Annotated in this window: 23 protein-coding genes; 20 read left to right on the top strand and 3 right to left on the bottom strand. The window is 42.0% G+C overall.

Annotation, left to right across the window (positions count from 1 at the left end; translation table 11 throughout):
- Positions 1–18: 18 nt before the first annotated feature.
- Positions 19–981, bottom strand: coding sequence for an asparaginase (locus JQ843_RS04640; RefSeq protein ID WP_203213007.1), 963 nt, complete (start codon positions 979–981; stop codon positions 19–21).
- Positions 982–1,046: 65 nt separating this feature from the next.
- Here JQ843_RS04640 and JQ843_RS04635 point away from each other — a divergent pair, with 65 nt between their 5' ends.
- On the top strand, positions 1,047–2,438 hold the full coding sequence (locus JQ843_RS04635; protein WP_203213006.1) for a Cof-type HAD-IIB family hydrolase: 1,392 nt from the start codon (positions 1,047–1,049) through the stop codon (positions 2,436–2,438).
- Between the two features lie 207 nt (positions 2,439–2,645).
- Here the strand turns inward: JQ843_RS04635 and JQ843_RS04630 are convergent, their stop codons facing one another.
- A complete protein-coding gene (locus JQ843_RS04630) occupies positions 2,646–3,098 on the bottom strand; it encodes a universal stress protein (protein WP_000079148.1) in 453 nt (150 codons plus the stop codon).
- Positions 3,099–3,259: 161 nt separating this feature from the next.
- On the opposite strand from JQ843_RS04630, the gene JQ843_RS04625 reads away from it, so the two are divergent.
- The 4 genes from JQ843_RS04625 (at position 3,260) to JQ843_RS04610 (ending at position 7,324) form a co-directional block, all read left to right on the top strand.
- Positions 3,260–3,562: a hypothetical protein gene (locus JQ843_RS04625; RefSeq protein ID WP_000977176.1), complete on the top strand. Its 303-nt coding sequence runs from the start codon at positions 3,260–3,262 to the stop codon at positions 3,560–3,562.
- Between the two features lie 156 nt (positions 3,563–3,718).
- A complete protein-coding gene (locus JQ843_RS04620) occupies positions 3,719–4,933 on the top strand; it encodes a pyridoxal phosphate-dependent aminotransferase (protein WP_000666457.1) in 1,215 nt (404 codons plus the stop codon).
- Positions 4,934–5,087: 154 nt separating this feature from the next.
- Entirely contained in the window at positions 5,088–5,222 is a 135-nt protein-coding gene (rpmH, locus tag JQ843_RS04615) for a 50S ribosomal protein L34 (protein WP_000831905.1), read from the top strand.
- A gap of 137 nt (positions 5,223–5,359) precedes the next feature.
- Positions 5,360–7,324 carry a peptide ABC transporter substrate-binding protein gene (locus tag JQ843_RS04610; protein ID WP_203213005.1) on the top strand — a complete coding sequence of 655 codons (1,965 nt, stop codon included), beginning with the start codon at positions 5,360–5,362 and terminating at the stop codon, positions 7,322–7,324.
- Positions 7,325–7,611: 287 nt separating this feature from the next.
- On the opposite strand, the gene JQ843_RS04605 is transcribed toward JQ843_RS04610, so the two are convergent.
- Positions 7,612–9,456 carry an APC family permease gene (locus tag JQ843_RS04605; protein WP_203213004.1) on the bottom strand — a complete coding sequence of 615 codons (1,845 nt, stop codon included), beginning with the start codon at positions 9,454–9,456 and terminating at the stop codon, positions 7,612–7,614.
- A gap of 156 nt (positions 9,457–9,612) precedes the next feature.
- Between JQ843_RS04605 and JQ843_RS04600 the strand changes: the two genes are divergently transcribed.
- The 15 genes from JQ843_RS04600 (at position 9,613) to JQ843_RS04530 (ending at position 22,157) form a co-directional block, all read left to right on the top strand.
- Positions 9,613–10,386, top strand: a complete 774-nt coding sequence (locus JQ843_RS04600; protein WP_203213003.1) for a TatD family hydrolase — start codon at positions 9,613–9,615, stop codon at positions 10,384–10,386.
- Positions 10,386–10,952, top strand: coding sequence for a ribonuclease M5 (gene rnmV / locus JQ843_RS04595; RefSeq protein ID WP_203213002.1), 567 nt, complete (start codon positions 10,386–10,388; stop codon positions 10,950–10,952). Before JQ843_RS04600 ends, rnmV begins: the two co-directional genes overlap by 1 nt.
- Before the next feature lie 107 nt (positions 10,953–11,059).
- A complete protein-coding gene (locus JQ843_RS04590; protein WP_203175251.1) occupies positions 11,060–11,356 on the top strand; it encodes a hypothetical protein in 297 nt (98 codons plus the stop codon).
- A 12-nt stretch (positions 11,357–11,368) separates the two neighbouring features.
- Positions 11,369–12,241 carry a 16S rRNA (adenine(1518)-N(6)/adenine(1519)-N(6))-dimethyltransferase RsmA gene (rsmA, locus tag JQ843_RS04585; protein WP_203175249.1) on the top strand — a complete coding sequence of 291 codons (873 nt, stop codon included), beginning with the start codon at positions 11,369–11,371 and terminating at the stop codon, positions 12,239–12,241.
- Position 12,242: 1 nt separating this feature from the next.
- Positions 12,243–13,121 carry a ribosome small subunit-dependent GTPase A gene (rsgA, locus tag JQ843_RS04580; protein WP_203175247.1) on the top strand — a complete coding sequence of 293 codons (879 nt, stop codon included), beginning with the start codon at positions 12,243–12,245 and terminating at the stop codon, positions 13,119–13,121.
- Between the two features lie 10 nt (positions 13,122–13,131).
- Positions 13,132–13,788: a ribulose-phosphate 3-epimerase gene (gene rpe, locus JQ843_RS04575; protein WP_023947063.1), complete on the top strand. Its 657-nt coding sequence runs from the start codon at positions 13,132–13,134 to the stop codon at positions 13,786–13,788.
- On the top strand, positions 13,751–14,413 hold the full coding sequence (locus tag JQ843_RS04570) for a thiamine diphosphokinase (RefSeq protein ID WP_031237001.1): 663 nt from the start codon (positions 13,751–13,753) through the stop codon (positions 14,411–14,413). Before rpe ends, JQ843_RS04570 begins: the two co-directional genes overlap by 38 nt.
- Before the next feature lies 1 nt (position 14,414).
- Complete coding sequence (locus JQ843_RS04565; protein WP_203213001.1) at positions 14,415–15,671, top strand: DNA recombination protein RmuC; 1,257 nt, start codon at positions 14,415–14,417, stop codon at positions 15,669–15,671.
- Positions 15,661–16,602 (top strand): 3'-5' exoribonuclease YhaM family protein, encoded by a 942-nt coding sequence (locus tag JQ843_RS04560; protein ID WP_203213000.1) that lies wholly within the window; start codon positions 15,661–15,663, stop codon positions 16,600–16,602. The genes JQ843_RS04565 and JQ843_RS04560 overlap by 11 nt, the downstream gene beginning before the upstream one ends.
- A 103-nt stretch (positions 16,603–16,705) precedes the next feature.
- Entirely contained in the window at positions 16,706–17,533 is an 828-nt protein-coding gene (gene purR / locus JQ843_RS04555) for a pur operon repressor (protein WP_004238844.1), read from the top strand.
- Between the two features lie 66 nt (positions 17,534–17,599).
- Positions 17,600–18,850: a diaminopimelate decarboxylase gene (locus tag JQ843_RS04550; protein ID WP_203212999.1), complete on the top strand. Its 1,251-nt coding sequence runs from the start codon at positions 17,600–17,602 to the stop codon at positions 18,848–18,850.
- A gap of 125 nt (positions 18,851–18,975) precedes the next feature.
- A complete protein-coding gene (pflA, locus tag JQ843_RS04545) occupies positions 18,976–19,770 on the top strand; it encodes a pyruvate formate-lyase-activating protein (RefSeq protein WP_001288288.1) in 795 nt (264 codons plus the stop codon).
- A gap of 168 nt (positions 19,771–19,938) precedes the next feature.
- Complete coding sequence (locus tag JQ843_RS04540) at positions 19,939–20,649, top strand: ABC transporter ATP-binding protein (RefSeq protein WP_203212998.1); 711 nt, start codon at positions 19,939–19,941, stop codon at positions 20,647–20,649.
- Position 20,650: 1 nt separating this feature from the next.
- On the top strand, positions 20,651–21,436 hold the full coding sequence (locus JQ843_RS04535; RefSeq protein ID WP_203212997.1) for an ABC transporter permease: 786 nt from the start codon (positions 20,651–20,653) through the stop codon (positions 21,434–21,436).
- A 1-nt stretch (position 21,437) separates the two neighbouring features.
- Positions 21,438–22,157, top strand: a complete 720-nt coding sequence (locus JQ843_RS04530) for an ABC transporter permease (RefSeq protein ID WP_203212996.1) — start codon at positions 21,438–21,440, stop codon at positions 22,155–22,157.
- Positions 22,158–22,192 lie beyond the last annotated feature (35 nt).

Here is a 22,192-nt window from a genome sequence, read left to right as displayed (position 1 = left end):
TGTTTTTAGAGGAGAGACTTACCCTTCCATATAGTCTTTCAAAGCCTGTCCTGTTAGTCCGGCATTGAGGGCAATGAGGAGCTTTAGGCGGGCTTTTTGGGCGTTGAGTTCTTTAACAAAGAAGACACCAGATTTTTGCAACTGCACGCCCCCACCTTGGTAGGCATAAACAGGCTCAGCGATACCGTTAAAGCATCGTGAAACCAGGGCGACTGGGATTCCTTTTTGCAGAAGGCTTTCTAATTTTTGAGCCGTTTCTTTGGGAATATTACCAGCTCCGAAGGCTTGGATAATCAAACCGTCCAATTGATCTAAATCCAGCATATCAATCAGCTCATCTGTCATACCAGCATAAGCAGAGATGATAGGGACTAAGCCTTGTATGTGATCAAGATCAAAGCGAACACGAGGTTCAGCTGTTTTAAAGTAGAGTACTTCCTGTTTCATAATCAGACCAAGTGGCCCGTGTGTTGGAGTCTGGAAGGTGCTGACGTTGGTCGTATGTGTTTTGGTAACATACTTGGCAGCGTGGATTTCATCGTTCATAACAACCAAAACTCCTTTATCAGCAGCTCTGTCATCGCTAGCTACCCGCAAAGCACTCAGATAGTTATAAACACCATCACTACCAAGTTCGTTGGAGCTGCGCATGGCCCCTGTTAGAACGATGGGCATGTGGGGAACTTCCATGGTATCAAGGAAATAAGCTGTTTCCTCTAAAGTGTCGGTTCCGTGTGTAATCACCACTCCATCGTAGTTATCTGCTTCCTCTTTGATTTTTTGGTAGAGGGCCAGCATATGCTTGGGCTTGATATGAGGGCTTGGCAGGTTAAAAAAGTCTAGGGCGTGGACCTGGATTCCTTCGAGGGGATTGGACACATGGTTCATGGGATTATCCGAACTCGTCACAACAGCGCCAGAAGCATCGGCCTGCATGGAAATAGTCCCACCCGTATGTAAAACAAGGATTTTCTTAGGCATGATTTACTCACTCTTTCTGAAATGTGGTATAATCATTGTATCACAAAAGGGGAGATTGGGACAGGATGGAAGTCAAAGCTGTTTTTTTTGATATCGATGGAACCTTGGTCAACGATCGCAAGAGTGTTTTGAAATCCACTAAGGACGCGATTAAAATCGTCAAAGAGCAAGGGGTACTTGTCGGTGTAGCGACAGGGCGAGGACCTTTTTTTGTTAAGGAATTGATGGACGATTTGGATCTGGACTTTGCGGTAACCTACAATGGCCAGTATATCTTTACTAAAGACAGAGTCTTGTTCACGAGCCCAATTTCCAAGTTACATTTGCGCCAGCTCATTACGTATGCTAAAAAAGAGGGCAAGGAGATTGCCCTAGGGACCAAGGATGCTATGCTGGGTTCTAAAATCATGTCCTTTGGTCTGGGTTCTTTTTCCCAACGAATCAGTCGCTTCGTTCCCTCTGTTTTAACTCGGACAGTGAGTTATTCCTTTAATCGTATGGTCAGCAAGGTTGTTCCCCAAAAGGAAGAAGACCTGCTTGATCTAATGAATCAGCCTATCTACCAAGTCTTGATGCTGATGACGCCAGAAGAATCTGAGAAGGCAGCAGCTGATTTTGAAGACTTGAAATTGACACGTAGCAATCCTTTTGCAGCGGATGTCATCAATCAAGGAAATTCTAAATTGGAAGGCATTCGACGAGTTGGGAAAGAATATGGTTTTGACCTCAACCAAGTGATGGCCTTTGGTGATTCGGATAACGACCTTGAAATGCTGGCTGGTGTCGGTATGTCAGTTGCTATGGGAAATGGTAGTAGCAGTGTCAAGGAAGTTGCCAAACACATCACCACCAGCAATCAGCAAGACGGAATCCACAAGGCCTTGGAACATTTTGGTGTTTTGGCTTCAGAAAAAGTCTTTGTCAGCCGTGACTATCATTTCAATAAGGTCAAGACCTTCCACCACATGATGGATGAACGAACCCAAGAAGAACCTCGAGCTTGGGATGTAGAAGGTGCAACCCACAGGGCTGGCTTTAAAATAGAAGAATTGGTGGAGTTTGTTCGAGCTGCCAGTCCTTCTGAAGAGGACTTTGGTCAAGCTCTATCGCAACTTCATCAGGCTCTTGATAAGGCAGCAGAGAAAGTAGCCAAGAAGACACCTGCCCAGCAAGATTTGGTAGGGCAGGTGGATGCCCTGATTGACACGCTTTATTTTACCTATGGTAGCTTTGTTTTGATGGGGGTGGACCCAGAACGTATTTTTGATATCGTCCATCAGGCCAATATGGGGAAAATTTTTCCAGATGGCAAGGCTCATTTTGATCCAGTGACCCATAAAATCTTAAAACCAGATGATTGGGAAGAAAAATATGCTCCAGAACCTGCTATTAAAAAGGAACTGCAGCGCCAGCTCAAGGCTTATGAACGCCATAAAGAGAGAAATAATACTCAATGAAAATCAAAGAGCAAACTAGGAAACTAGCCGCAGGCTGCTCAAAGCACTGCTTTGAGGTTGTAGATGAAACTGACGAAGTCAGCTCAAAACAGTGTTTTGAGGTTGCAGATAGAACTGACGAAGTCAGTAACATATATACGGCAAGGCGACGTTGACGTTAGTATAAATAGTAAACAAAAAGGAGCGCTGAGCTCCTTTTCTTTGTGATTATAAGGTTTTTTCTTGTTCTCTCACAACCAGCAAATCAACCTTAGCATGGCGGAGGATGTATTCAGATGAAGAACCGACCAAGAGGCGTTCAAAGGCGTTGAGACCAGTTGCGCCAACGAGGATGAGGTCCACTTCCTCAGCATCGGGAATAGTACGTGCCAGTAGAGTTTTTGGATTTCCCATTTCAATGACGATATGAACATCTGCCACACCAGCATCTTTAGCACGTTTTTCGTACTCTTTCATCAAACTTTCAGCGTCGACTTGGAGTTCTTCGTAAACTTCAGCATCAAAGGTGGATACGCTTTGGAGTGCGCGTGTGTCAATGACATGTGCGATGGTGAGTTTAGCGTCGTTTCGTAGAGCAGAATGAACTCCCTTGACAAAAGCCAAGTCTGCTTCTTTAGAACCATCGATTGCGACCATGATATTTTGGTAACGTTGTGCCATAATGAAACCTCCTGAAATTTTCTTACTATAATTGTAAACCTTTTCACTATAGAAGTAAAGCAAAAAAAGTATTTTTCAAAAGAATGTTAGCGATTAAAATCTATATAAATATATGATAAAATAAAAGAAAGGATAGCAGGAAAGAAGTGAAGGGAGGGAGAATGATGAAAAACGCTTTTCAAGAAACAAAAAATTCAAATTTCCTTTATTATGGAATCATCCTAGTTTCAGTCTTGCTAGAAGTTATCATGATCTGGCAATTAGAGAAGCTAATTCCGCTTCTCTATCCAGGTTTTGTTGGCTTTTTAGTCTTTCATTTACTCTACCATTTGGTATTATTCCTAGTCGCTAAACGAAGTGGGCGTTGGGATTACTTGATGATATGGGGACTTTTCCTCATGTTCAATCTTCTTTATGACTCCTTTTTAGGCTTGCTTTTTCTAGGTTTATCTTTTGGTATGTGATGTGACTTTCGCAAAATACCTGCTATCTCCCCTGTCTTGGCCTCGCTTTTAGCGAGGTTTTTATTCTGTAGGATTTTAATAACACATTTCAGTAAACTTGTCGCAATCCCTTTCTAGTGGTATAATGTTACTATCTCGATGAATTGAGGAAACAAGATGAAAGAATATAACAAGTCTAGTAAGTTAGAGCATGTTGCTTATGATATCCGTGGTCCTGTTTTGGAAGAAGCCATGCGGATGCGAGCAAACGGAGAAAAGATTTTACGTCTGAATACAGGAAATCCAGCAGAATTTGGCTTTACAGCGCCAGACGAGGTCATTCATGACTTGATTATGAATGCGCGTGATAGTGAAGGATATTCTGACTCCAAAGGGATTTTCTCAGCCCGTAAGGCTATCATGCAGTATTGCCAATTGAAGAAATTCCCAAACGTAGATATTGATGATATCTACCTTGGAAATGGTGTCAGTGAGTTGATTGTCATGTCCATGCAGGGGCTTTTGGACAATGGAGACGAGGTCTTGGTGCCAATGCCAGACTATCCCCTTTGGACAGCGGCTGTCAGCCTAGCTGGAGGAAATGCCGTTCACTATATCTGTGATGAAGCTGCAGAATGGTACCCAGATATTGACGATATCAAGTCAAAAATCACTTCTAATACCAAGGCAATCGTCCTTATCAATCCAAACAACCCAACTGGAGCCCTTTATCCTAAGGAACTCTTGCTGGAAATTATTGAGATTGCCCGTCAAAACGATTTGATTATCTTTGCGGATGAAATTTACGACCGCATGGTCATGGATGGACATGTGCATACGCCTGTGGCGAGCCTGGCACCAGATGTTTTCTGTGTCAGCATGAATGGTCTGTCAAAATCCCACCGTATCGCTGGTTTCCGTGTGGGTTGGATGGTCTTGTCTGGACCTAAGACTCATGTCAAGGGCTATATCGAAGGGCTCAATATGCTATCCAATATGCGCCTTTGCTCTAACGTTTTGGCCCAACAAGTCGTACAAACTTCCTTGGGTGGTCACCAATCAGTTGATGAATTGCTTCTTCCTGGTGGACGAATTTACGAGCAAAGAAATTTCATCTACAATGCCATTCAAGATATTCCAGGTTTGTCTGCGGTTAAACCTAAGGCTGGACTCTATATCTTCCCTAAAATCGATCGCAATATGTACCGTATCGATGATGATGAGCAATTTGTCCTTAATTTCTTGAAACAGGAAAAGGTTCTCTTGGTTCATGGTCGAGGCTTTAACTGGCAGGAACCAGACCACTTCCGTATCGTTTATCTTCCTCGTGTTGATGAACTGGCCCAAATCCAAGAAAAGATGACTCGTTTCTTGAAACAGTATCGTAGATAGGGCTTACATTCGAAAAAGCGCCAAAAAGCTGGAAACATTTGCCTTGAGCTATTGACAAAAGTGAAAGAATCAGATAGAATAGTAAAGTATGTTTAGTAACTGATCACTTTATAGCCGGCTAAACGAATACAAAATCTATGAGGAGGTATTCATCGTGAAACGTACTTATCAACCAAGTAAACTTCGTCGTGCGCGCAAACACGGATTCCGTAACCGTATGTCAACTAAAAACGGTCGTCGCGTATTGGCAGCTCGTCGTCGTAAAGGACGCAAAGTTTTGGCTGCATAATCCAAACGAACCATAACAAAAATCAGTAGGAACTCGAGTCTACTGATTTTTATTTTTGTAAAAAAGTTAAAAAGGCTTTATATTTTTGCTCAAATAGTGTATAATATTTCACATATAGTAAAAAATGGAGAATAATCATGAAGAAATCAAAAGTTATGCTTTTTGGAGCTATGGCTTTGACAGCAGGTCTAGCTCTAGCGGCATGTGGGTCTTCCCAATCAAGTAATGCAGACAAGACTTACTCTTATATCTTTGTTAGCAACCCAGATACCTTGGATTATATTACCTCTACTCGAGACTCAACATCTAGTATCACAACCAACTTGATTGATGGGTTGTTGGAAAATGACCAGTATGGCAATCTCATCCCATCTATGGCTGAGTCATGGACAGTGTCAAAAGATGGTTTGACCTACACTTATAAAATCCGTCAGGGGGCTAAATGGTACACTTCTGAAGGAGAAGAGTATGCAGATGTAACGGCTCATGACTTTGTGACAGGTCTCAAGTATGCGGCTGATAAAAAAGCTGAAAACTTGTACTTGGTACAAGACTCTATCAAGGGGCTAGCAGACTATGTTGAAGGAAAATCATCTGATTTTGGAACTGTTGGTGTTAAGGCAGTGGATGATTACACGCTACAATACACTCTCAACCAACCTGAGACTTATTGGAACTCTAAAACAACAGCAAGTATCCTTAGTCCTGTAAATGAAGCCTTCTTGAAGTCTCAGGGAGATGACTTTGGAAGTGTGACACCATCAAGTATCTTGTCAAATGGTCCTTACTTATTTAAATCATTCACATCCAAATCTTTGATTGAACTTGACAAAAACCCTAATTACTGGGATAAGGACAAGGTCAAAATTGAGAAAGTGAAACTCTCTTTCTTTGACGGTTCTGACCAAGACAGCATTGCTAGAGGTTTCTTGGATGGTAACTATACAGATGGTCGTATCTTCCCAACAAGTTCAGTCTTTGCTGAACTCAAGAAGGGAAATGAGGACAAGATTACCTATACACCACAAAACTCAGTTACTTTCTATTATCTTTTCAACGTGAATCGTCAAAGCTACAAGCAGACTATGAAACAGTCTGATAAGGAAAAGACAGATTCACGCGCAGCTATGCAAAATAAAGATTTCCGTCAGGCTATCAACTTTGCCTTTGACCGTCATGCTTATGCAGCGCAGACAAATGGTGAAGATGGAGCAGACCGTATCTTGCGTAACACGATTACACCAAGTAACTTTGTCCAAGTTGGTGATAAGAACTTCGGTGATATTGTCAATGAAAAAATTGTCAATTACGGTAAAGATTGGGCAAATATCAATCTAAACGATGGTAAGCAAGCCTTCTTGAACCCTGACAAGGCCAAAGAAAAATTTGCCAAGGCTAAAGAAAGTCTGCAAGCACAGGGAGTAACCTTCCCAATTCATTTGGATATGCCAGTTGACCAGACTGCTAAATTAGATGTGCAACAGGCTGGATCTTTCAAACAAACAGTGGAAGAAACTCTTGGTAAGGAGAATGTAGTTATCGACGTTATCCAACTTTCTCCAGATGAAAAAGACCAAGCAACCTACTTTGCAGATACAGCAGAACAAAAAGACTACGATATCGACATCTCAGGATGGGGTGGAGATTACTCAGATCCTAAGACTTACCTAGCGATTCTTGATCCAGAGACAGGTTCTCAGTTGAAAAACATGGGCTTGTCTGAAGGAAAAGACAAGGAAGTCAAGGACAAGATTGGCCTTCCTGACTACAAGAAACTCTTGGATCAGGCTGATGCAGAAATCACAGATACTCAGGCTCGCTATGAAAAATATGCTGAAGCCCAAGCTTGGTTGACAGATAGTGCCCTCTTCCTACCAGTTCAAAGTGGTGGAGCTAACCCAATCTTCCGTAAGACTGTACCGTTTACAGGTCCATTCTCATTCGTCGGTCATAAAGGAAATGCGGACAACTACAAATATGTTGAATTGCAAAAAGAGCCAGTCACTGCTAAACAGTATCAAGAACTCTATGAAAAATGGCTGAAAGAAAAAGCTGAGTCAAATAAAAAAGCTCAGGAAGATTTAGCTAACCATATTCAATAATATTCCTAGTCATGCTTTTCAGTTAATACTCTTCGAAAATCTCTTCAAACCACGTCAGCGTTGCCTTACCGTATATATGGTTACTGACTTCGTCAGTTCTATCTGCAACCTCAAAACAGTGTTTTGAGCTGACTTCGTCAGTTTTATCTACAACCTCAAAGCAGTGTTTTGAGCAGCCCGCGGCTAGCTTCCTAGTTTGCTCTTTGATTTTCATTGAGTATAAGCATAGTGACTGGATTCAGAAAAAGGCCTTACCAGAGCTTCTTGCTTCTGGTAGGGCCTTTTCTTTATTCTTTTAAGTGATAAGAGTAGCTAGCGACAACGACGTCTTGGTGCCAACGAAGGGCGTATTTGAGTTTGAGACTCATCTGATTGTGCAGGATATTTTGCCAAGGTTTATTAGGGATAAACTGGGGTACCAGAACAGTGACTGTATAGTTCTTTTTCTGGGCATCCTCGGAAATACGTTTGACATACTTGACAGTAGGCGTGATGATGTCGCGGTAGCTGGTTTTGATATTTTTCAGAGTAATGGTTGGGAAGTAATCGGCAAATTCTTGGAGAATTTCTTGGTCTTTCTCTGCTGTTTCCTTAGTAGAAATGTGCATGGCTAGGACTTCATCTCCGATACTTTGAGCGTAGTTAATGGCTCCGACACTTACACGGGTGACATTCCCTACTAGGACCAGAACTAGATTTCCATCGTAGGTACGTTTTTCGATGCCTTCATAGAGTCGTAGTTGTTGGGCCACTTTTTGGTAATGACTGTGAATCGCCAAGAAGAGTAGGGTGAGTACGAGAATAATCGGGAAGAAAGGCCAGATATCACTGAGACGGAAAAAGAGCAGGATTAGCACGATAGCGTAGCAAATGATAGCTCCAAGGATATTGGCAAGGGCAGGTTTTAAGAAATTTGCTCCTTTTTCCTTTTTCCAATGACGAATCATCCCAGTCTGAGAAAGGGCAAAGGGAACGAAAACCCCGATAGTATAAAGAGGAATCAAGCGTTCGGTGTTGCCATTAAAAATGAGAAGAAGAATCATAGCCCCAAAAGCCAGAGTTAAAATTCCATTGGAGTAGCCTAGGCGGTCTCCTTTTTCCATAAAGAGATGGGGCATGTATTTGTTTTTAGCCATATTGTAAGCTAGCATAGGGAAGGCCGAAAAGCCGGTATTTGCAGCTACGGCCAAAATTAAGGCTGTGGAGAATTGGAAGGTATAATAGCCAAGGTGGCCTAAGAAGGAATTACCAAGGATACCTTGAGCCATCTGTGAGAGGATGGTTTCTCCGTGTTGCGGCATAATTCCCATCCAGTAGTTTAGGAAGGTAATACCAGCAAACAGAAAACCTAAAATCAGTGACATGATGGTCAAGGTCTGAGCTGCATTCTTTTCTTTCGGAGCCTTGAAAAAGGGAACGGCATTTGAAATAGCTTCAACCCCTGTCAGAGAGGCAGAACCACTGGTAAAGGCTCTTAGAATGAGAACGATAGACAGACTCGGTACAGCATGCCCGATAGGAGAAGTTGCCTGATAGCTGAGAGAACCAGTTACTAGTTGAAAGATTCCATAGAGCAAGAGAAAGACAGTACTGATGATAAAGAGATAGACAGGAATCATCAGTGAACTGGCAGATTCTTTTAAGCCCCGTAAATTCAAGAGCATAAGCAAACAAACTAGAAAAATGGAAATGTGGAGGTTGTAAGGGTGGAGAGCAGGGAGAGCTGCTGTGATAGCATCGGCTCCAGATGACACCGATACCGCCACAGTCAGCATGTAGTCAACCAGCAGACTACCTCCAGCAATTAAGCCAAGTTCGGGAGATAGATTTTCTCGAGTAACCATATAGGCCCCTCCTCCTTGAGGGTAGGCATGGATGATTTGACGGTAGGAGACGGTCAGGCTAGCTAGGAGCAGGAGGACAAAGAGGCCGATAGGAAGACTCCACCATATCGCAAGAGGAGAGAGACTAGCCAAGACGAGGACTACTTGCTCAGGCCCATAGGCAATGGAAGATAGAGCGTCGCTTGACAACATGGCCAAGGCCTGCATTTTTCCCAGCAGACCTCCCTCGCCTTCGGTTAAGGACTTGAGAGGACGACCGATAAAAGTCTGTTTTAATTTTGTAAACATGGTATTTTCCTTTACTGAAAATTTCAATAAGTGCTATTATACTGCTTTGAGAAAATAGCGTCAAGAGAGGACGATGGATTTTAGAATATTTTTTCCAGATGAGGAGAGAGGACAGTTTTTTGGTATAATAGTAGATAGAAAACGAGGTTAGAAGAGATGATTTTTGATACACATACACACTTGAATGTAGAAGAATTTGCAGGTCGTGAGGCAGAAGAAATTGCCTTGGCTGCTGAGATGGGTGTGACACAGATGAATATTGTGGGTTTTGATAAACCGACGATTGAGCGTGCCTTGGAGTTGGTAGATGAGTATGACCAGCTCTATGCGACTATTGGTTGGCATCCGACAGAAGCAGGGACTTACACGGAGGAGATTGAAGCCTACTTGCTTGATAAGCTCAAGCATCCCAAGGTTGTTGCTTTAGGTGAGATTGGTTTGGATTATCATTGGATGACAGCGCCAAAAGAGGTACAGGAACAGGTTTTTCGCCGTCAGATTCAGCTATCTAAGGACTTGGATTTGCCTTTTGTGGTTCACACCCGCGATGCGCTGGAAGATACCTATGAGATTATCAAGAGCGAGGGAGTTGGTTCCCGAGGTGGCATTATGCATTCTTTCTCGGGAACTCTTGAATGGGCAGAGAAGTTTGTCGAGCTTGGTATGACCATTTCCTTTTCAGGAGTGGTGACTTTCAAGAAGGCAACTGATATCCAAGAAGCTGCTAGAGAACTTCCTTTAGACAAGATTTTGGTGGAAACGGATGCGCCTTACTTAGCACCTGTACCCAAGCGTGGTCGAGAAAATAAAACAGCCTACACACGCTATGTGGTTGACTTTATCGCTGATTTGCGTGACATGACGACCGAGGAGTTAGCAGCGTCAACGACCGCAAATGCTGAGCGAATTTTTGGATTGGACAGCAAGTAATGAAAGAAAAAATTTCTCAAGTCATCGTGGTCGAAGGTCGCGATGATACGGCCAATCTCAAACGTTATTTCGATGTAGAGACCTATGAGACACGAGGTTCTGCCATCAATGAGCAAGATATTGCACGTATTCAGCGTCTACATGAGCTTCATGGAGTCATTGTCTTTACAGACCCAGATTTTAATGGGGAGCGGATTCGCCGCATGATTATGACGGCCATCCCAACAGTTCAGCATGCCTTCCTCAAACGAGATGAAGCTGTTCCCAAGTCCAAGACCAAGGGGCGGTCTCTGGGAATTGAGCATGCCAGCTATAAAGATCTGAAAACGGCTCTAGCTCAGGTGACAGAACAATTTGAACATGAGAGTCAGTTTGACATCAGTCGTACCGACTTGATTCGCCTTGGTTTTCTAGCAGGAGCAGATAGCCGTAAGCGACGAGAATATTTAGGAGAGGCTCTCCGAATCGGCTATTCCAACGGCAAGCAACTCCTCAAACGCCTAGAGTTGTTTGGGATTACCTTGGCAGAAGTGGAAGAAACCATGAAATCTTATGAGAACAGCTAAGCAGACCCCAAATGTAAGGGGAATGTGTTACAATATAAGTAAGTAGATTTATGTCAGGGGATTCACTTTGATAATATTTAAATAGATGTTTACAAGGAAAGAGTGAAATGAAAATACGAGTTGATAGAGAATCTATCTGCATGGGGGATGATGTTTTCTCTCATCAGATGGATCTTGATGTCCCGAAGGATATGACAGTTGAGGAGTTTTGTAGTTTTCTTCAAAAGGACAGATATCTGCCTAGATTGGATACGGAATGGCTTCTACGACATGGTGGGCAGACAGTAACAAGTTATAATACCGAAACAAAAGAATTGACGAATCCAAATGTTTATTTAAAAGACCTGATTCATCAGGGCTCTAGAGGAAATGATTTTGTTTGGATATATCGTCGTTCATATTAGAAAAGAGAATAGATGAGAATTGCAGATTACAGCGTGACCAAGGCAGTGCTGGAGCGTCACGGTTTTACCTTTAAAAAGTCCTTCGGGCAAAATTTCTTGACGGATACCAATATTCTTCAAAAAATCGTGGATACGGCTGAGATTGATGACCAGGTTAATGTCATCGAAATCGGGCCAGGGATTGGTGCCTTGACCGAGTTTCTGGCTGAGCGTGCAGCAGAGGTCATGGCCTTTGAAATTGACCATCGTTTGGTACCGATTTTGGCAGATACCTTGCGTGATTTTGACAATGTTACCGTAGTCAACGAGGACATTCTCAAAGTTGATTTGGCGCAACATATCCAGAATTTCAAAAATCCTGACCTGCCAATCAAGGTAGTGGCTAATTTACCTTACTACATCACGACGCCTATTCTCATGCACTTAATCGAGAGTGGGATTCCTTTTAGTGAGTTTGTGGTCATGATGCAAAAAGAAGTGGCAGATCGTATCTCTGCTAAGCCAAATACCAAGGCTTACGGTAGCTTGTCAATTGCAGTTCAGTATTATATGACTGCCAAGGTTGCCTTTATCGTGCCTCGTACGGTCTTTGTGCCAGCGCCAAACGTAGATTCAGCTATCTTAAAAATGGTGCGGCGTCCAGAACCTGCTGTAGCAGTAAAAGATGAGAACTTCTTCTTTAAAGTTTCCAAGGCTAGTTTTACTCATCGTCGTAAGACCTTGTGGAATAACTTGACGGGTTACTTTGGGAAAACTGAGGAAATCAAGGACAAACTGACCAAGGCTTTGGATCAAGCAGGCTTGTCACCATCTGTACGTGGAGAAGCTCTCAGCTTGGCAGAATTTGCCAGTCTAGCAGATGCGCTTAAAGGACAAGGACTCTAAGATGCAGGGACAAATCATTAAAGCTTTGGCGGGTTTCTACTATGTGGAGAGTGAAGGCAAGGTTTATCAAACACGCGCGCGTGGGAATTTTCGTAAAAAAGGCCACACACCCTATGTTGGGGATTGGGTAGATTTTTCTGCAGAGGAAAATTCCGAAGGTTATATCCTCAAAATTCACGAACGAAAAAATAGTCTGGTTCGTCCACCCATTGTCAATATTGACCAAGCCGTTGTCATTATGTCCGTTAAAGAACCTGACTTTAATAGCAACTTGCTGGATCGTTTCTTGGTTCTTTTAGAGCATAAGGTCATTCATCCTATCGTCTATATTTCCAAGATGGACTTACTGGAAGATGGGGGAGAACTGGATTTTTACGAGAAGACTTATCGTGCTATTGGTTACGATTTTGTGACTAGTAAAGAGGAACTCTTACCCTTGTTGACAGCCAAAGTGACAGTCTTTATGGGGCAGACAGGTGTTGGGAAGTCAACCCTACTTAATAAAATTGCACCTGACCTCAATCTAGAGACGGGAGAAATCTCTGATAGTCTAGGCCGTGGTCGCCATACTACTCGAGCTGTTAGTTTTTACAATCTCAATGGTGGCAAAATCGCAGATACACCAGGTTTTTCGTCGCTAGATTATGAAGTATCAAGTGCTGAAGAGCTAAACCAGGCCTTTCCGGAGATTGCTAGTGTCAGTCGCGACTGTAAGTTCCGCACTTGTACCCATACCCATGAGCCGTCCTGTGCAGTGAAGCCGGCAGTAGAAGAGGGTGCCATTGCCACCTTCCGTTTTGACAACTACCTGCAATTCCTCAGTGAGATTGAAAATCGCAGAGAAACCTATAAAAAAGTCAGCAAAAAAATTCCAAAATAAGGAGAAACCTATGTCTCAATACAAGATTGCTCCGTCAATTCTGGCAGCAGATTATGCCAACTTTGAACGTGAAATCAAACGCCTAGAAGCAACTGGGGCAGAATATGCCCATATCGATATCATGGATGGGCACTTTGTGCCACAAATCAGTTTTGGTGCAGGTGTGGTCGAAGCTCTTCGCCCTCATAGCAAGATGGTCTTTGACTGCCACTTGATGGTAGCTAATCCTGAGCATCATTTAGAAGACTTTGCGCGTGCGGGAGCGGATATCATCAGCATCCATGTGGAAGCAACACCCCATATTCATGGTGCCCTCCAAAAAATTCGTTCACTCGGAGTTAAGCCTTCAGTTGTTATCAATCCTGGCACACCAGTTGAAGCTATCAAGCACGTCCTTCATCTAGTTGACCAAGTTTTAGTCATGACGGTTAATCCAGGTTTTGGTGGGCAAGCCTTTCTGCCAGAAACCATGGATAAGGTTCGTGAGTTGGTTGCACTTCGTAAGGAAAAAGGCTTGAACTTTGAAATCGAAGTGGATGGCGGGATTGATGACCAAACTATTGCTCTGGCCAAAGAAGCTGGTGCGACTGTTTTTGTAGCAGGTTCCTATGTCTTTAAGGGAGAAGTCAATGAGCGAGTACAAACTCTCAGAAAACAACTGGACTAGGGTTGCTGTTTTTGCTGGCGGAGACCGCGGTCATTACCGGACGGACTTTGATAGATTTGTCGGTGTGGATCGAGGTTCTCTCTGGGTCTTGGAAGAAGATTTGCCTCTTGCTCTAGCAGTCGGAGATTTTGATTCTGTGACGGAAGAAGAGCGACAGGTGATTCAAAAACGTGCCCAGCATTTTGTCCAAGCCCGACCAGAAAAAGATGATACAGATTTGGAACTGGCTCTCTTAACCATCTTTGAGCAAAATCCTCAGGCTGCGGTCACTATTTTCGGTGCTTTGGGTGGTCGTATTGATCATATGCTAGCTAACGTCTTTCTACCTAGCAATCCTAAGTTGGCTCCCTATATGCGCCAGATAGCGATTGAAGATGGGCAAAATTTGATTGCCTATTGTCCAGAAGGGACCAGTCAGTTAGAACCTCGTTTAGACTATGACTATCTAGCCTTTATGCCAGTTCGGGATAGCCAGCTGACTATTCTCGGTGCTAAGTATGAGTTGACAGAGGAAAATTTTTTCTTTAAAAAAGTGTACGCTTCTAACGAATATATAGATAGGGAAGTGTCGGTGACTTGCCCAGATGGCTATGTGGTTGTGCTACATAGTAAGGACAGGAGGTAGAATGGAAAGTTTACTTGTTCTATTATTGATTGCCAACCTAGCTGGCCTCTTTCTGATTTGGCAAAGACAGGATAAGCAGGAAAAACATCTCAGTAAGAGCTTGGAGGATCAGGCAGATCACTTGTCAGACCAGTTGGATTACCGCTTTGAACAAGCCAGACAAGCCAGTCAGCTAGATCAAAAAGATTTGGAAGTGGCTGTCAGCGATCGTTTGCAAGAAGTTCGAATCGAGTTGCACCAAGGCTTAACTCAGGTACGTCAAGAAATGACTGAGAATCTCCTCCAAACCAGAGACAAGACCGACCAACGTCTTCAAGCCCTACAGGAATCCAATGAGCAACGTCTAGAACAAATGCGCCAAACAGTCGAGGAAAAACTAGAAAAAACCTTGCAGACACGCTTGCAGGCTTCCTTTGAGACAGTTTCCAAACAACTGGAGTCTGTCAATCGTGGTCTTGGAGAAATGCAGACAGTTGCCCGTGATGTCGGCGCCCTCAACAAGGTTCTCTCTGGAACCAAAACACGAGGGATTCTGGGAGAATTGCAACTGGGGCAAATCATCGAAGACATCATGACTCCTGCCCAGTATGAACGAGAATATGCAACAGTTGAAAACTCTAGTGAGCGAGTGGAGTATGCCATCAAGTTGCCCGGACAAGGAGACCAGGAATACGTCTACCTACCAATTGACTCTAAGTTTCCACTGGCAGATTATTACCGCTTGGAAGAAGCCTATGAAGCAGGTGACAAGGACGAAATCGAACGCTGTCGTAAGTCGCTTTTAGCAAGCGTCAAGCGCTTTGCCAAGGATATCAGGAACAAGTACATAGCACCACCTCGGACTACCAATTTTGGAGTTTTGTTTGTTCCGACAGAAGGTCTCTACTCAGAAATCGTCCGCAATCCGCTCTTCTTTGATGACTTGAGACGGGAGGAGCAGATTATTGTCGCAGGTCCAAGTACCCTATCAGCTCTCATCAATTCCCTATCAGTTGGCTTCAAGACTCTCAATATCCAAAAGAGTGCCGACCATATCAGCAAGACTCTTGCCAGTGTTAAGACCGAGTTTGGTAAGTTTGGTGGCATTCTGGTCAAGGCACAAAAACACCTCCAACATGCCTCTGGCAATATTGATGAATTATTAAACCGTCGTACCACAGCTATCGAGCGGACGCTCCGTCACATTGAGTTGTCAGAAGGTGAGCCTGCGCTTGATCTACTCCATTTCCAAGAAGATGAGGAAGAATATGAAGATTAGTCACATGAAAAAAGATGAGCTATTTGAAGGCTTTTACCTAATCAAGTCAGCTGACCTGAGGCAAACTCGAGCTGGGAAAAACTACCTAGCCTTTACCTTCCAAGATGATAGTGGCGAGATTGAAGGGAAACTCTGGGATGCCCAACCTCATAACGTTGAGGCCTTTACCGCAGGTAAGGTTGTCCACATGAAAGGACGCCGAGAAGTTTATAACAACACCCCTCAAGTCAATCAAATTACCCTTCGCCTGCCTCAGCCTGGTGAACCCAATGACCCGGCTAATTTCAAGGTCAAGTCGCCAGTTGATGTCAAGGAAATCCGTGACTACATGTCGCAAATGATTTTTAAAATTGAAAATCCTGTTTGGCAACGGATTGTCCGAAAGCTCTACACCAAATATGATAAGGAATTTTACTCCTATCCAGCTGCCAAGACTAATCACCATGCCTTTGAAACGGGTTTGGCTTATCATACGGCGACCATGGTGCGTTTGGCAGATGCTATTAGCGAAGTCTATCCTCAGCTCAATAAGAGTCTGCTCTATGCAGGGATTATGTTGCACGACTTGGCCAAAGTTATCGAGTTGACGGGGCCAGACCAGACCGAGTACACAGTGCGAGGTAATCTCCTTGGGCATATTGCTTTGATTGATAGCGAAATTACCAAGACAGTGATGGAACTCGGTATTGATGATACCAAGGAAGAAGTCGTTCTGCTTCGTCACGTCATCCTTAGTCACCATGGCTTGCTTGAGTATGGAAGTCCAGTCCGTCCACGCATTATGGAAGCAGAGATTATCCATATGATTGATAATCTGGATGCAAGCATGATGATGATGTCAACAGCTCTTGCTTTGGTGGATAAAGGAGAGATGACCAATAAAATCTTCGCTATGGACAATCGTTCCTTCTATAAACCAGATTTAGATTAATAATTTAAGAAAAACGAGCATTTTTAGAATAAGAATGTTCGTTTTTTATGTGAATATGGTATAATAGATAAAATATCAAAATTAAATGAAGTGGGAAATAGAAATGAAATTAAGAAGAAGTGATCGGATGGTTGTCATTTCCAACTATTTGATTAATAATCCTTATAAACTAACTAGTCTCAATACTTTTGCTGAAAAGTATGAATCTGCTAAATCATCCATCTCAGAGGATATCGTCATTATCAAACGCGCCTTTGAGGAAATTGAAATCGGTCATATCCAGACAGTAACTGGTGCTGGTGGTGGTGTCATTTTTACACCATCAATCTCAAGCCATGATGCCAAGGAAATGGTTGAGGACTTGCGTGCCAAGCTGTCAGAAAGTGACCGCATCTTGCCAGGTGGCTATATCTACCTGTCTGATTTGCTTAGCACACCAGCTATCTTGAAAAATATTGGTCGCATTATTGCCAAGAGCTTTATGGACCAAAAAATTGATGCGGTTATGACAGTAGCGACTAAGGGTGTTCCACTTGCAAATGCAGTTGCCAATGTCCTCAATGTTCCTTTTGTTATTGTGCGCCGTGACCTGAAAATTACCGAAGGTTCAACTGTCAGCGTCAACTATGTATCCGGTTCAAGTGGTGACCGCATTGAGAAAATGTTCCTTTCAAAACGTAGTCTCAAGGCAGGCAGCCGTGTCTTGATTGTGGATGACTTCTTGAAAGGTGGCGGAACTGTCAATGGGATGATCAGCCTTTTGCGTGAGTTTGATTCAGAATTGGCAGGTGTAGCGGTCTTTGCGGACAATGCCCAAGAAGAACGCGAAAAGCAGTTTGACTACAAGTCACTCTTGAAGGTAACCAATATTGATGTCAAGAACCAAGCCATCGATGTTGAGGTTGGTAATATCTTTGACGAAGATAAATAAGAGATAGAACTAAAGGTTGGAACGATTGTCCCAGCCTTTCTTTGCAAATAGAATAGAAGGAAACTTATGAAAACACCATTTATCAATAAAGAAGACTTAGAAAAGATTGTTGCCGAGTTCCCGACTCCCTTTCACTTGTATGATGAGAAGGGAATTCGTGAGAAGGCAAGAGCTGTCAACCAAGCCTTTTCGTGGAATAAGGGCTTTAAGGAATATTTTGCAGTTAAGGCTACTCCAACACCAGCTATCTTGAAAATTCTCCAAGAGGAAGGCTGTGGTGTGGACTGCTCTAGTTATGTAGAGCTTTTGATGAGTCATAAACTGGATTTCCCTGGTTCTGAAATTATGTTCTCTTCAAACAACACGCCAGATAAGGAATATGCCTATGCGCGTGAATTGGGTGCGACCATTAACTTGGATGCCTTTGAAGATATTGAACACCTGGAGCGAGCAGCAGGCATTCCAGAAATCATTTCTTGTCGTTACAATCCTGGAGGCGTTTTTGAACTGGGGACAGACATCATGGACAATCCTGGAGAAGCCAAGTTTGGCATGACCAAGGATCAGCTCTTTGAAGCTTTTGCCATCTTGAAGGAAAAAGGAGCCAAGACTTTTGGAATTCACTCCTTCCTAGCGTCTAATACTGTTACCCATCTCTATTATCCAGAGTTGGCTCGTCAGCTTTTTGAATTGGCTGTTGAAATCAAGGAAAAGTTGGGCATTTCGCTAGACTTTATCAATCTTTCTGGCGGTATTGGTGTCAATTATCGTCCAGACCAGGAGCCGAACGATATCGCCTTGATTGGTGAGGGAGTTCGTAAGGTGTATGAAGAAGTTCTTACGCCAGCAGGTCTTGGTCAGGTCAAGATTTTTACCGAATTGGGTCGTTTTATGTTGGCACCTCACGGTGCTTTAGTCACAAGAGTCACTCATAAGAAGAAAACTTACCGTACCTATCTAGGTGTGGATGCATCAGCAGTCAACCTTATGCGTCCAGCCATGTACGGAGCCTACCACCATATCACCAATCTGACACATCCAGATGGACCAGTTGAGGTGGTAGATGTAGTCGGTTCACTCTGTGAAAACAATGATAAATTTGCAGTGAATCGCGAACTGCCTCATACAGAAATAGGTGATTTGCTGGTAATTCATGATACAGGTGCTCACGGTTTTTCAATGGGCTACCAGTACAATGCCAAATTGCGTTCTGCGGAAATCCTTTATACTGAAGAAGGCAAAGCCCGTCAAATCCGCCGTGCAGAGCGTCCTGAGGACTATTTTGCAACCTTGTATGGTTTTGATTTTGAAGAATAAAATGATAAGTAATTGAAAATGAAATTGAAAAACAGATTGCTTTCTAAAAAATAGGCAAAAATCTTGTTTTTCCTTCAAGTCGTGATATAATAAAACTATAAAACGTTTTCAAGGAAGGTAACGATATGTCTGAAGAAACAATTGATTATGGACAAGTGACAGGAATGGTGCATTCGACAGAAAGCTTTGGGTCAGTAGATGGGCCTGGTATTCGCTTTATTGTCTTTTTGCAGGGCTGTCACATGCGTTGCCAGTATTGCCATAACCCTGACACTTGGGCTATGGAGTCCAATAAATCACGTGAACGGACGGTAGATGATGTCTTGACAGAGGCCTTGCGTTACCGCGGTTTCTGGGGAAATAAGGGTGGGATTACAGTCAGTGGAGGAGAAGCTCTCTTGCAGATTGATTTCCTGATTGCCCTCTTCACCAAGGCCAAGGAACAAGGAATCCACTGTACCTTGGATACCTGTGCCCTTCCTTTCCGTAATAAACCACGTTACCTTGAGAAGTTTGACAAACTCATGGCTGTCACTGACTTGGTTCTTTTGGATATCAAGGAAATCAACGAAGAACAGCACAAGATTGTCACTAGCCAAACCAATAAAAATATCTTGGCCTGTGCCCAGTATTTATCAGATATTGGAAAACCTGTCTGGATTCGCCACGTGCTAGTTCCAGGTTTGACAGACAGAGATGATGACTTGATTGAACTTGGTAAGTTCGTTAAGACCCTCAAAAATGTGGATAAGTTTGAAATTCTACCTTATCACACCATGGGTGAGTTCAAGTGGCGTGAACTGGGAATTCCATATTCCCTCGAAGGGGTTAAACCACCAACAGCAGACCGCGTGAAAAACGCTAAAAAACTCATGGATACCGAAAGTTATCAAGACTATATGAAACGTGTACATGGATAAAAAAGAAGCCTGATGGAAACATCGGGCTTTTAAGTTTACACAAATCTAGATAATTAAATGAAACAAAATTTTAAATCTTTTTTACTCTCTAAATTCTGAAAAAAATCCGAAAAAGAATGTGTAAGATATAGTTACTTTTAGAAATATTAAATAGAATAGGAGAACACCATGGAACAAAGTATTATCATTAAAAATTTATGTAAGTCGTATGGGCAAACTCAAATTTTAAAAGATATTTCTTTTGAAGCAAAAGCAGGTAGAGTGACTGCTTTCCTGGGTCCAAATGGAGCTGGTAAAAGTTCAACATTACGTATTTTATTAGGATTAGACAAAGCAACATCTGGTCTTACCAAAATTGGAGATCAAATTTATAAGGAATTAAAATTTCCTCTAAAGACTGTAGGAGCTTCATTTGACAGTGTAGGTGCTCCTGATGATCGGACTGTTTATCAACATTTGAAAATTGTTGCTGCTAGTAATGGGATATCCAGTCAGCGAATTGAGCAAGTCTTGGATATGGTGGATATTAGTCATAAGAAAAAATCTAAAATTGGGAAATTATCATTAGGAGAAGGACAACGCTTGGGAATTGCAACAGCTCTATTAGGAAATCCTCAATATCTGATATTGGATGAACCGACTAATGGGTTGGATCCAAGAGGAATTCGGTGGTTTAGAGAGTTTATAAAAAAACAAGCTCAAGAAGGGAAAACTGTCTTGCTATCATCTCATATATTATCGGAAGTGGAAGCAGTAACAGATGATGTCGTCATCATAAATAAAGGAAAAGTTCTTATAAAAGGGACTTTACAAGAAGTGATGAAAAATCTTTCTTCACTAGAAGAAGTCTTCTTTAGTTTAACAGAGGGAGGGAAGTGACATGGCACTTATTTACTCTCTTCATTCTGAAATATTGAAATTACTTTATAAGAGAGCTACTCATGTTGTTCTATTCTTGATACTGGTATTTCAAACTTTTTTAGCAAATATTGGTGCTTCTCAAATTGTTTCAGTTGGTATCCATGCTACACCAGAGACAAATCCAGAATTAGCAGAAGCTATACCTCCTATTGAATTTTTAGGTTTTGATGTCACTTTATTTGGTGTTTTTATTATGATTATCCTAGGCTCAATTTACGGAGCCGAGGAGTATAAATGCTCTGCTATTCGTACAAGCCTCCTCTCTATTACAAATCGAAGTACTTTCCTAGTTTCAAAAACATTAGTTTGGCTTGTATTTTCTTTTTCCATTTCCTTTCTATCAATATTCCTTACGATTAACATGACACATTATGTTTTAGGACAAGATGGCTTATTGCTTTTTTCACTAAATGGGAGAGTTTGGTTCTATATATTTTTAGCCAGTATAGCTTGGACTTTGTTGGGACTGCTAGCCTATATTATGGCTTTGACATTTAAAACAGCCATTGTTCCTCTATTATTTTTGCTTCCTCAAGTTTACAATTTGGGAACATTCTTAGCAAACTATATATCGACTGCAAAATTTCTTCCAGTTGTATTGGGGCAAGGATTGATTGCTACATCTCCTCAAATTTTAGAACATAATAGTTTACAAAATATTTTATTTTTACTTTGTTGGAACTTCTCATTCTTGGCTTTAGCAATTTACCGCTTACTTAAGTCAGATATCGGAGGAGGTGAATAAGTTGAAAGAACAACTTAAAAGTGAGTATCTCAAGTTTATTATGAATCCTTGGCACTGGTTGATTATAGGTGCTCTATTACTGTGTATTCCGGCGATGGTTGTTTTTTTAAATAGTAAGCCAGACCAGTTGACTCTACAGTTTGTTTTGGAACAGCTACTGCAAAGTCTCTATTTAGGACAGGCAGGTTTCGTTAGTCTAGCGGTTCTATTTATAGGTCAAGAATTTACAGGTTCTAGCCTTCGTACCAGTTTTCTTACATGTCCAAATCGTTTGAAATTTATAATCTGTAAACTAGCTATTGTATTATGTATGGAAATTGGATTATTGGTTGCTGTAATATCATTATGCATACTAATCGCGCAAGGATACTACAATATCAATCTTTTGAGTAATATTAAACATGTTCTAACAATTCTATTTCCAGCTTGTATTTCTATTCTAACCTTCTCTCTTTTAAGTGGTATTTTTGTATTTATTTCCCAGTCTTTTATCTTAATTTTGGGAATCAGTTTATCCCTTTTATTGGGGTTGGGACAAATGTTATTACAATTCAGTTCTTTTTTTAGAAATTTACCATTACTGGCTAGTATGAATTGTTTTTATACCTATCCATTGTCTCTTTATTATCCAGTATGGCAAGGCTTAGGGTTACAAATAGTTTGGTTATTAATTGTTTTTCTATTTGCTACATTGATACTTATAGGAAAAAATGTACGCTAAAGACAGGGGATATCCTGTCTTTTTCTCAGTTAGTG

It is taken from the genome of Streptococcus mitis, assembly GCF_905187495.1.
GTDB classification, from domain to species: Bacteria; Bacillota; Bacilli; order Lactobacillales; family Streptococcaceae; genus Streptococcus; species Streptococcus mitis_CU.
This window is presented reverse-complemented; position numbering and strand designations above follow the sequence as displayed.

Excerpts from the sequence above, each read along its gene's own strand:
- JQ843_RS04630 (WP_000079148.1), bottom strand. The coding sequence starts at position 3,098 with ATGGCACAACGTTACCAAAATATCATGGTCGCAATCGATGGTTCTAAA.
- rsgA (WP_203175247.1), top strand. The coding sequence starts at position 12,243 with ATGCAGGGACAAATCATTAAAGCTTTGGCGGGTTTCTACTATGTGGAG.
- JQ843_RS04635 (WP_203213006.1), top strand. The coding sequence starts at position 1,047 with ATGGAAGTCAAAGCTGTTTTTTTTGATATCGATGGAACCTTGGTCAAC.
- purR (WP_004238844.1), top strand. The coding sequence starts at position 16,706 with ATGAAATTAAGAAGAAGTGATCGGATGGTTGTCATTTCCAACTATTTG.
- JQ843_RS04620 (WP_000666457.1), top strand. The coding sequence starts at position 3,719 with ATGAAAGAATATAACAAGTCTAGTAAGTTAGAGCATGTTGCTTATGAT.
- JQ843_RS04565 (WP_203213001.1), top strand. The coding sequence starts at position 14,415 with ATGGAAAGTTTACTTGTTCTATTATTGATTGCCAACCTAGCTGGCCTC.
- JQ843_RS04540 (WP_203212998.1), top strand. The coding sequence starts at position 19,939 with ATGGAACAAAGTATTATCATTAAAAATTTATGTAAGTCGTATGGGCAA.
- rpe (WP_023947063.1), top strand. The coding sequence starts at position 13,132 with ATGTCTCAATACAAGATTGCTCCGTCAATTCTGGCAGCAGATTATGCC.
- JQ843_RS04560 (WP_203213000.1), top strand. The coding sequence starts at position 15,661 with ATGAAGATTAGTCACATGAAAAAAGATGAGCTATTTGAAGGCTTTTAC.
- JQ843_RS04535 (WP_203212997.1), top strand. The coding sequence starts at position 20,651 with ATGGCACTTATTTACTCTCTTCATTCTGAAATATTGAAATTACTTTAT.
- pflA (WP_001288288.1), top strand. The coding sequence starts at position 18,976 with ATGTCTGAAGAAACAATTGATTATGGACAAGTGACAGGAATGGTGCAT.
- JQ843_RS04605 (WP_203213004.1), bottom strand. The coding sequence starts at position 9,456 with ATGTTTACAAAATTAAAACAGACTTTTATCGGTCGTCCTCTCAAGTCC.
- JQ843_RS04600 (WP_203213003.1), top strand. The coding sequence starts at position 9,613 with ATGATTTTTGATACACATACACACTTGAATGTAGAAGAATTTGCAGGT.
- JQ843_RS04625 (WP_000977176.1), top strand. The coding sequence starts at position 3,260 with ATGATGAAAAACGCTTTTCAAGAAACAAAAAATTCAAATTTCCTTTAT.
- rnmV (WP_203213002.1), top strand. The coding sequence starts at position 10,386 with ATGAAAGAAAAAATTTCTCAAGTCATCGTGGTCGAAGGTCGCGATGAT.
- JQ843_RS04570 (WP_031237001.1), top strand. The coding sequence starts at position 13,751 with ATGAGCGAGTACAAACTCTCAGAAAACAACTGGACTAGGGTTGCTGTT.
- JQ843_RS04550 (WP_203212999.1), top strand. The coding sequence starts at position 17,600 with ATGAAAACACCATTTATCAATAAAGAAGACTTAGAAAAGATTGTTGCC.
- rsmA (WP_203175249.1), top strand. The coding sequence starts at position 11,369 with ATGAGAATTGCAGATTACAGCGTGACCAAGGCAGTGCTGGAGCGTCAC.
- JQ843_RS04640 (WP_203213007.1), bottom strand. The coding sequence starts at position 981 with ATGCCTAAGAAAATCCTTGTTTTACATACGGGTGGGACTATTTCCATG.
- JQ843_RS04610 (WP_203213005.1), top strand. The coding sequence starts at position 5,360 with ATGAAGAAATCAAAAGTTATGCTTTTTGGAGCTATGGCTTTGACAGCA.
- JQ843_RS04590 (WP_203175251.1), top strand. The coding sequence starts at position 11,060 with ATGAAAATACGAGTTGATAGAGAATCTATCTGCATGGGGGATGATGTT.